The organism is Microcoleus sp. F10-B2, from assembly GCF_036704965.1.
Lineage (GTDB): Bacteria > Cyanobacteriota > Cyanobacteriia > Cyanobacteriales > Microcoleaceae > Microcoleus.
On record NZ_JAUBTB010000164.1, the window covers coordinates 1 to 8,842 of the forward strand.

At 42.7% G+C, this 8,842-nt stretch carries 10 protein-coding genes; 8 read left to right on the forward strand and 2 right to left on the reverse strand.

What is annotated here, in order from left to right; translation table 11 throughout:
* A partial coding sequence (locus tag QUA99_RS31635; RefSeq protein WP_333245188.1) for an NB-ARC domain-containing protein occupies positions 1–1,484 on the reverse strand: 1,484 nt, incomplete at its 3' end.
* A gap of 247 nt (positions 1,485–1,731) precedes the next feature.
* Between QUA99_RS31635 and QUA99_RS31640 the strand changes: the two genes are divergently transcribed.
* The 6 genes from QUA99_RS31640 to QUA99_RS31665 all read left to right on the forward strand — a co-directional run bounded on the left by QUA99_RS31640 (position 1,732) and on the right by QUA99_RS31665 (position 6,308).
* The gene (locus QUA99_RS31640) at positions 1,732–4,239 is read left to right on the forward strand and encodes a hypothetical protein (protein ID WP_333245185.1); all 2,508 of its coding nucleotides are present in this window, start codon (positions 1,732–1,734) and stop codon (positions 4,237–4,239) included.
* 78 nt (positions 4,240–4,317) lie between these two features.
* Positions 4,318–4,500, forward strand: a complete 183-nt coding sequence (locus QUA99_RS31645) for a hypothetical protein (protein WP_333245182.1) — start codon at positions 4,318–4,320, stop codon at positions 4,498–4,500.
* A gap of 344 nt (positions 4,501–4,844) precedes the next feature.
* On the forward strand, positions 4,845–5,186 hold the full coding sequence (locus tag QUA99_RS31650; RefSeq protein WP_015179559.1) for a type II toxin-antitoxin system RelE/ParE family toxin: 342 nt from the start codon (positions 4,845–4,847) through the stop codon (positions 5,184–5,186).
* A gap of 22 nt (positions 5,187–5,208) precedes the next feature.
* A complete protein-coding gene (locus QUA99_RS31655; protein WP_333245179.1) occupies positions 5,209–5,529 on the forward strand; it encodes a helix-turn-helix transcriptional regulator in 321 nt (106 codons plus the stop codon).
* Between the two features lie 66 nt (positions 5,530–5,595).
* A complete protein-coding gene (locus QUA99_RS31660; RefSeq protein WP_333245176.1) occupies positions 5,596–5,922 on the forward strand; it encodes a nucleotidyltransferase domain-containing protein in 327 nt (108 codons plus the stop codon).
* Positions 5,919–6,308: a HEPN domain-containing protein gene (locus QUA99_RS31665; RefSeq protein WP_333245173.1), complete on the forward strand. Its 390-nt coding sequence runs from the start codon at positions 5,919–5,921 to the stop codon at positions 6,306–6,308. Before QUA99_RS31660 ends, QUA99_RS31665 begins: the two co-directional genes overlap by 4 nt.
* A gap of 70 nt (positions 6,309–6,378) precedes the next feature.
* On the opposite strand, the gene lpdA is transcribed toward QUA99_RS31665, so the two are convergent.
* Positions 6,379–7,818: a dihydrolipoyl dehydrogenase gene (gene lpdA, locus QUA99_RS31670; RefSeq protein ID WP_333245171.1), complete on the reverse strand. Its 1,440-nt coding sequence runs from the start codon at positions 7,816–7,818 to the stop codon at positions 6,379–6,381.
* A 444-nt stretch (positions 7,819–8,262) separates the two neighbouring features.
* On the opposite strand from lpdA, the gene QUA99_RS31675 reads away from it, so the two are divergent.
* Complete coding sequence (locus tag QUA99_RS31675; protein ID WP_333343650.1) at positions 8,263–8,541, forward strand: hypothetical protein; 279 nt, start codon at positions 8,263–8,265, stop codon at positions 8,539–8,541.
* 135 nt (positions 8,542–8,676) lie between these two features.
* A complete protein-coding gene (locus QUA99_RS31680; RefSeq protein WP_333245165.1) occupies positions 8,677–8,811 on the forward strand; it encodes a hypothetical protein in 135 nt (44 codons plus the stop codon).
* The last annotated feature ends 31 nt before the right edge of the window (positions 8,812–8,842 follow it).

Sequence of the window (8,842 nt, forward strand, 5' to 3'; positions counted from 1 at the left end):
TATGCAATCATTTGAGGTTTTGGCAATTCTGAATTTCTTTGAAATGAAATCTGCTTGAATATCTGCGGAATGTGGGTAACATACTCTTTTAGTACCGGATCGAGGGTAAAAAATGTGCGATCGCCCTCCTGGATTTTTTCAACTAATGAACGCCGTCCCAAGGATTGCATCACTTTCAAAAATTGCGATCGAGATAATTGCAGATTCTCTGGCACTTTTGAGATGGAAACTGGGGCGGTTTCACTCGCTAGCCATGACATTACCTGTTTTTCTGACTCAGATAAACGATTAAATGGCTGATGCAGTAAAGATTCTAAATCACCTAAAAATAGTGTATTATCCGACAAAAATTCCGAGAGGCTGCCGTTAAATAAATCTTGAATCATTGTAGCAACTATTTTTAACCACAAGGGATTGCCTCTGTATTGTTCAATTAGTTCTGACCATTTTTCATGTTCAGCTAAACCTTTTTCTCTAAGGATTTCCCCCGCGCCCGCACCTAAACCATTGAGTTGTAATGAGCGAACTGGCTGATTTTTGCCTTCTAATGCGGCGATTTCTCTGGGTTTTTCGGAACTGAGCAACACTAAACAACTGTTGTGAGATAATTCTGCTACTTGTCTGAATAGTGTGCCGTAATCTTCATATCCAGGTTGGTAATTGCCAGCGAGTTGTCCGCTGCTATTTACCATTTGTACGTCATCGAGTATCAGCAGACAGCGGTATTTTTGCAAGTAGTTCAGTAGGGGCAATCCCCCTGTGGTTGCCCCATTCTCTGGGACAACCACGCCGTCGGCATTTGGGGCGGGCACGGGGGCACCGCCCCTACAGAAGAATTGAATTATATTTGTTTGAAGTATTGACAGGGGTGGAGATGTGGCCAGACTTCGCCAGATGACGAAATCAAATTCATCTTTGATTTGTTGGACAAGTTGCGCGGCGAGTGCGGTTTTACCAATGCCGACTATGCCGTGTATAGCGAGTAGGCGGGTGTTTTCGTGGAGAATCCACTGTTTGAGGGTGGTGAGAGAGGTGGTGCGATCGTAGAAAATGCCAGACTTAGGCATTTCAGCTAAGAATTGACGCAATTTTGGTTCAGTGTTGCCTTTGTTTAGAGGTTCTTCATCAATTGGTGAATTGGGAACTTTTGGGGAGTGTGAATTATTTTCACAGAAATTGACGTTACCAATGTGTACAAAATCTTTATTGAAGTTCCAGAGATTTGATAATTTTACTTGTTCCAATCTGACTCTAAAATTTGCTTTATTGACTTCTTCGCCTAATATTTTGGAAAATAGCTGCCATAATTCCGATGCCACATCCTTGACGTGACCTTCAGTACAGTGAAATTCATCTGCTATTTTTGAGTATTTCTGACCTTGCCAAGCACTACGAAGTATAGAGTGTTGTAGAGGTTCTAAGTGTTTTCCCGTATTGGCGAAAACTAAGTCATCGGCAAAATTTAAGATTTCCTGAGCGTCCATAGGTAGGCTAGGTGTCGGATTTGTACTGATTTTATCCTACTTTTTAGGATTTTATCCTACTTTGGTAGGTTGTTTAATTTCCGACTTGACTAATTTGAAATTATATTCTAGAAATAAGGTAATTATAACTGACAGTGACATATAAACTTTGTAGGCAAGCGAAGTGAAATATTTAAACACAGTACGAAGATTCGCAAAAATCTCGACTCTATTTTTCCTGACTGTATTCTTGACATATAGCTGTTCAATGACGGAAACTTTGTTTGAAAAAAAACTGGAGTTTCCCACCGCCAGATTAGAAATTAAAGTTACTAGCACACCATCTGGACAAGCTGATTTAGGCGCGGGTCAGGTTATGACCTTTGCTGAAGCCAAATCCCTTAAATCTAATGGCACAAAGATCAGAATACCGAAGCCATCAGGTCAGTCTAGTTCTGTTGTCGCAGCTAAATTTGGTAATGAAATCAGGCTGCTGGATTTTGTGATTCCAGGCGAACGCGAGCAGCCTGAATTGAGCTTTGAGTCAACGGCTAGAAGTTTGGTGTTTATGAACCCTATATTTTCTAGCTTGTCTTTCGAGCAGCGTGTTTCTGTGTTTAAAGCTGTTAGTAAAAATTCTAAATTTCAAGAGCTAGTGAAGGTGGTATCTGAGTCTCAGTCAATTTTAGACGAAAAAGCGATCGATCTATCCTCTGACATTGCTCTGTCAGTAGCAAAATCTCTGTTTGCAAAATCTCCCAGCGCTACTACCCCTTCAAAGCCCAGTCCTGTAGTAACACCAGTAAAACCAAATAATTCTGCCAACCCTTTTGATCAAGTACAATTTCCAAAACCTGTGTGCGGTGACTCATTACCCGCAGACCCCAAAGCCTATCCTGTCAAACTGTATCCTGTTTTTGTTGATTACAACGAGAGTAACCTACAAAAAATAAAATCTAAATTTTGTCAAGATGCGTTCCCAATAACAAGAGAGAAAACAGGTAAGCAGGCAATACAAGTAGGATCTTTTTTAACTGTTGACCGTGCTAATGCTTTTAAAGATTTAATGCTCACAAACATTGGAAGTGGTGAAGTTAGCGACGAACCTACTGTCATAGAATCTCAACCCACATCAAAACTTAATAGCGATTTTAAAAATTGGGTTGCTGCTAATAGTATTAATTCCAAATTGGGGTTGTTTGACTGGTTAATGCCACCAGCAAATGCTCAATCAGGAAGCAACAAAATTAAATATGAGATTGCCAAGCAATTAGATAAAAATTCGGTGCTCCTTGGCCAGGATACGCCTTTAGCTTTACACGGGCTAGAATTGGAATCAACCTCAGATGGAATCAAGATTTCTGGGACTACTCCAGTCGCCCAACAGGTATTAGTTCTTCCTGCTGGGAAATTTCCCCCTTTTCAAAATGTCACTTCAGAAGATTACAAAAATGGTGGCATCCGTGAATCAGATATTGTTGCTGAAGAAATATTTTTATCAACTGACATAACCTTACCGTTCATAGACAACCAATTACCGAGTGAACCATTTAGTGAGCTTCTCAAGCCGAAAACAGGGAGTTGGAAACCTGGTACTTACGATGTAATTATGTCGCCCGGTATTAAGTATAACAGAAACGGCAAGTATGAATTTGGAGCTTATGGTTGGAATAGTGGGGTAGCAGTGATAAATGCTTTTGCGGCATTTGATACCTGGCTCGATCTTAATCAATTAAAAGCCGGGGGAAATAAAATAGGGGGAAATGCAACTGAAACGCCTAAAGAAAAAATGATTAGAATAGCTACTAAATTAAATAAAGCAAATTTACTTAGAGATGATTGTGACAGAGATTTAATTAAGCAGAAAGAAGGTGATAACTCCTTTATTACTTTAATGAATTGTTTCGGAAAGCGAGCAAATTTAATGCAAATTGCATCGATTGTATATGATGTTGACGGCGATAAAATTGTGAGTGAATTATTCGGCAAATTATTTGACTTGCAGGGTAAACAGCATGAAAGCCTTAAGAACAAAGTAGGTAAGGGAGGTAATTTATTACTTACCTTGGGTGATGCAGGCAAAAATACTTACACCAGCTTTATGATTGGTGAAAGTATGACTCGCGATATAATCAAAGGGCCTTACATTGGTCAATTCACTGTGACAGAGATTCCACCCGATCCAGCACTTGTGGCATTATCTAGCTCGACAAATATAAGAGAGTTTCAAGAAGTAAAAGTTAACTGCGATGCCAACCCTGGGGCTAAGTTCATAGATTTAGTTATTGAATGCGCCGTAAATGGATTATTATCAGTTAAAAATTATAGTAGTAGTTGGTATGAGATAGTTGAATCTGAAGGAGTATTAAGTCTGACACCTCCCGGTCAAGAAACTCTGCTAGGTTCTTTTACTGGGACTCCTGGTAAAATAAATGATTACAATTTGAGAAAGCCTTTCTTCAAAGCTAAACCTGGTGGGTACTTTACTGGATATAGCGCAACTGTTCAAGCTATAAAATATGCAGGCATACCTACAAGGAAGCTGGTGATTAACTGTGATAGTAATCCTATTGGAGTTTGGGGGACGGGCTTATTTCCTAGATGCACTTCCGAAGGAACATATGTTGAGGTAAGGTTTCAAGGAGAACATGGAGTACAAATCACTCTAGACAACGGGAAAATACTCGAATACGAAGCTGGTTTTTTGGGAATGCCCTCATCAGGCTGGATTACTTCGGGTCGTCGCTCAGTTGAGTTTACTATTGCACCTAAGTAGTGAGTAATGCGATCGCCCGCAAATTTGTACGATCGCGATCGCACTTTACCTTGAGCGGACAGAAGATCATTACAACTGATGAATGCAGTAACTGTGACAAATCACCAAATTTGGGATGAACTTGCTCAACTATTAGCACCGATCGCCCTGAATCACCTGATCGAGAAACATCTAGAATCCTGTAATTACAAAATACGCGGTTATTGGGATAGCAATAAGTTTTATGAAGAGATAGCTTTTATTCATCCAATTTATGCTTAGTTAATTAGCCGATCGCTCGGCACGAATATCATCAACAACCATTCCACTTCTCACTGGATTAAACTTAAATTTTTACTCAAAGCCGATTTATCTGCGGGCGAAAACAATCTGGTTAGCGATGATGGCGATGATGAAATTGGCGAACTGACTCTCATTTTAGATGCCAATCTCAAAGTTATTGATGAAAATTGGTCGATCGATATCGAATCTCCTTTTGTTGTTGCTAAAATTCAGCCATATTTACAACATTCTGATTGAAGTACGATCGACCTTCTCTTTATAAGGCAAGCTGTATTGCCAATATGTCTGATTTGACATACGATCTAAAAAAACCCAAAATATAGATGGTAGATTCGGAAAGCAAACCCCTTGTCTGGCTTAGTGGGGAAGTAAAAACACCGCCATTTTCTACTGATGCGCGTATTCAAGCCGGATTTCTGCTGCGAAAGCTACAGGATGGCGAAAGCCTATCCATGCCATTCTCTCGCCCTATGCCAAGCATCGGAGCTCATTGTCACGAAATCCGTCTAGCCGATTCACAGGCAAGCAAGGATTGGCGCATCATTTATCGAATTGATGTAGATGCTATTATTATAGTGGATGTATTTAACAAAACCACGAACAAAACACCGGATTCTATAATTGAAAAATGTAAAAAGCGCTTGAAGCAATACGACGAAATTTAAAGTTAAATCTAGAAGGTATTTTATGGACATAGCTAAACGCCAACGCTTAGAAGCAGCAGGATGGACTGTCGGGACAGTAGAGGAATTTCTCGGACTTTCATCAGAAGAAATTGCTTTCATAGAAATGAAACTTGCACTGAGTAAAGCCATCAAACAAAACCGGATTAGCCAACAGATGACTCAGCACGAGCTTGCCCAGAAAATTAAGTCTAGCCAGTCAAGAGTTGCTAAAATGGAAGCTGGCGATCCTTCCGCTTCCCTGGATCTCCTGATTCGCACCTTGCTTATCTTCGGTGCTACACGCCAAGACATTGCTGAGGTAATTCTTAACAGTGGTTCCTGACAAATATCTCATCTTAAGTGAATTAATCAAAGTCCGATCGCCCTCCACTCATTTACAACAAAAAATATGAGCATTAACGATAAACTTAAGAACATACTGATGCAACTGCGATCGCACTTCGAGCAACTCTACGGCGATCGCCTCACCCAAATGGTACTCTACGGTTCCCAAGCGCGAGGCGATGCACATCCCGACTCAGATATAGATGTTTTAGTAGTTCTGAAAGCGCCAGTTCAAGCGGGCGAAGAAATTGATAGAACTCTTCAGATTGTAGCAGATTTGTCGCTCCAAAATGATGAAGTGATTAGCTGCCAGTTTATGAATGAAGAAAAATTCACTAATTATCAAGGCCCTTTGCTCAGAAATATCCGTAAAGAGGGAATTTTAATATGACATCTGCTCAATTAAACTTACTTGCAAAAGCTCGTCAAAGCCTTTCAGCGGCCAAGTTAATGTTAGATGGCGAATACCCAGATTATGCAGCCTCTCGCGCCTACTACACTATGTTTTATATTGCCGAAGCATTTTTAGAAGGGGAAGGGTTATCTTTTTCTAAACATTCCGCAGTCATTAGCGCCTTTGGCCGAGAATTTGCTCGTACAGGAAGAGTTCCTGTTAAGTTTCACCAATACCTCATCAGAGCTCAAGAGTTGCGAAATGCTGGAGACTACGGCGAACTTGATGCCGTTACGATCGAGCAAGCCACAGAATCGATCGCCCAAGCTGAAGAATTTATCGAATTAGCCCAAAATGCGATCGGCACTCTACCACCGCCCTAAAACAGTATACCGAAATCCCCGACTTATTGAAGAAGTCGGGGATATAAAACAAGAAAACAGCCCCTACAAATTAATGACCGGCCGCCGCTCCAGCCGCCCGTTTAAACGCCTCATCCAACACTTCCGAAAGCGTTGGGTGAGTGTGCACTCGGAATGCTAATGTGTTGACAGAATCACGCTGGGCGATCGCATTTGCCGCTTCCTGAATCAAATCCGAAGCGTGCAAACCGAAAATGTGAACTCCCAACAACTCTCCCGTATCTTTCCGGAAAATCACCTTAGCCGTACCGTCGGTTTCCCCTTCAGCAATAGCCTTAGAATTTCCCTTAAAATAAGTCTTGACAGAAGCTACCTCAAACCCTTCAGCTTTTCCTAACTCCTTCGCCGCAGGTTCCGTCATCCCCACATAGCTAATTTCCGGGTGAGTAAAAGCCGCCGCCGGGATACTCAAATAGTCAACTTCGCGCGCACGACCGCAAATATTTTCCACCGCAGCAATTCCCTGAGCAGATGCAGAATGCGCTAACATCATCTTGCCATTAACATCGCCGATCGCCCACAAATTTTGCACCGGTTCTCCCGCCACCAAAACCTGCATCTTATCGTTAACTGGGATATAACCGCGCATCGTTTCCACGCCAACAGTTTCTAACCCCAAATTCTTACTGACAGGAACTCGCCCAGTTGCTACCAAACAAGCATCAACTTCCAAAACTTCCACAACTTCTTTAGTTTTGAAATCAGCTAATTCAATAATCACCGGCGAACCAGGAGTAATCTTCTTAGCCAAAACACCTACTTTTGTTTCAATATCGCGGGGTGCAATTAACACTCGTTCTGCCAACTTAGCAATATCCGGGTCAAAAGTCGGCATCAATTGATCTAGAGCTTCAATCATCGTAATTTCGCAGCCTAGGGCCGTGTAAATATCCGAAAACTCCAAACCGATATAACCGCTGCCAATAATTGCGATCCACTTCGGCAGCGATTCCAACCTAACAGCATCGTCGCTGGTAAATACAGTTTTGCCGTCAATTTCTATCCCAGGGGGGACGAAGGGAACCGAACCGGGAGCGAGAATAATATCCTTGGCAGTAATAGTTTTCTCGCCTTTATCCGTTTCGACGGTAATTTTTTGAGAATCGGCGATTTTGCCCCAACCTTGGATGACATCTACGTTCAAACGTTTGAGGCTGTTGGTCAAGTCGCCGCGAAGTTTGCTAACAATAGTATTAGCGTGATTGGCGATCGCCCCGCGATCGAAATCCACACTGCCCAATTGAATTCCCAAAGTCTTCAGGTGGTGGGCATTCCGCAAATCTCGCACTCGCCCGGAAGCCGCCAACAGCGCCTTAGAGGGAATGCAGCCGCGGTTGACGCAAGTCCCGCCCATGTCGCCCGCTTCGATAATTGCCACTTTCAGCCCGCAGCTAACCGCGTGTATGGCCGCGCCGTGTCCGCCCACGCCAGCGCCGATAATTGCTAAATCGTAATCAAATCCCTGAGTCACCTTAAAATCTCCTAATGGCTGTGAAATCTTAGGACTCAAGCAAAAAACACCGTCTCTCCGTCCTTTCGAGGTGGCGCGTTGCCATCGCAACCCTTGAACAGCGGTAATAGTTGCATAAGTCCTGTCTCCTTATTCTCGACTAGACTAGAGTTAATTAGACAACGAAAGAGCCGTAACTGAGATTTTTTCAGGGTCGATGATTTTGAGCTGAGTCTGCACAAGTCTCAAATCACTCAGTAGGCGGGTGTAGAGTTAAATATAGTTTGAAGGCTGACAATGCCCGCTGCAGGTTTTAGATGGGGCAGCAAGTTCAGCCACAGGCATTCCCATCGCCCGGTTAAATTCTGTCCTCCTGCTTGTTTTAGTCGGTTTTTATATCTAATATCTGCACGCGCCGGGGCGGACAGACTTTGTTGGCAAATTTTAGACCCTATGGAGTGGCTTATGACGGATGACGACGACCAGAAAGATTTACGCCGGGCCTCGGCTCAATCGTTTTTTGAGTCCCTGGATGAATTGTTCGATTCTATAGAATCGAACAGCACTCAAGCGGCCGGGCCTCAGTCTCCACCGCCTCAGCCTAAGTCTGCGAGTCAGTCTTCGAGTCCGCCGAAGAAGACTAGCCCTGCGAAAATTAATTTGTCGGATTTTGAAGATGCGATCGCCGATTTGGAACAGTTTATCCAGAGCAAACACCAGAAACGCCCGGAATCCAATCAATAGTCCGATGACACATTTTCAAGTAATGACTGTTGACTGTTAACTGTTGACTGTTGACTGTTGACAAGCGAAAAATTTTACACCTAATTTCCAGATCCCAGATTCATCTGTGGAGTCAATTCTAAAGGGAGCATCTCAATGAAAGCAGCCAAGCTAGAAATTGGAGTTTTGAGACTCTCTTGCTGCGAGGCCCGAGGAAGAAGGAAGGAGCCAGAAGAAGTGTTTTTACCCCACATTCCGCAGATGTGGGTCGGATTTCTTTATCAGTTGTGAAAACTTGGAAGCCAAACACTTTTAGGCTGAA

Coding starts and splice junctions, on each gene's coding strand:
- QUA99_RS31640 (WP_333245185.1), top strand. CDS start 1,732: ATGACGGAAACTTTGTTTGAAAAAAAACTGGAGTTTCCCACCGCCAGA.
- QUA99_RS31645 (WP_333245182.1), top strand. CDS start 4,318: ATGAATGCAGTAACTGTGACAAATCACCAAATTTGGGATGAACTTGCT.
- QUA99_RS31650 (WP_015179559.1), top strand. CDS start 4,845: ATGGTAGATTCGGAAAGCAAACCCCTTGTCTGGCTTAGTGGGGAAGTA.
- QUA99_RS31655 (WP_333245179.1), top strand. CDS start 5,209: ATGGACATAGCTAAACGCCAACGCTTAGAAGCAGCAGGATGGACTGTC.
- QUA99_RS31660 (WP_333245176.1), top strand. CDS start 5,596: ATGAGCATTAACGATAAACTTAAGAACATACTGATGCAACTGCGATCG.
- QUA99_RS31665 (WP_333245173.1), top strand. CDS start 5,919: ATGACATCTGCTCAATTAAACTTACTTGCAAAAGCTCGTCAAAGCCTT.
- QUA99_RS31675 (WP_333343650.1), top strand. CDS start 8,263: ATGACGGATGACGACGACCAGAAAGATTTACGCCGGGCCTCGGCTCAA.
- QUA99_RS31680 (WP_333245165.1), top strand. CDS start 8,677: ATGAAAGCAGCCAAGCTAGAAATTGGAGTTTTGAGACTCTCTTGCTGC.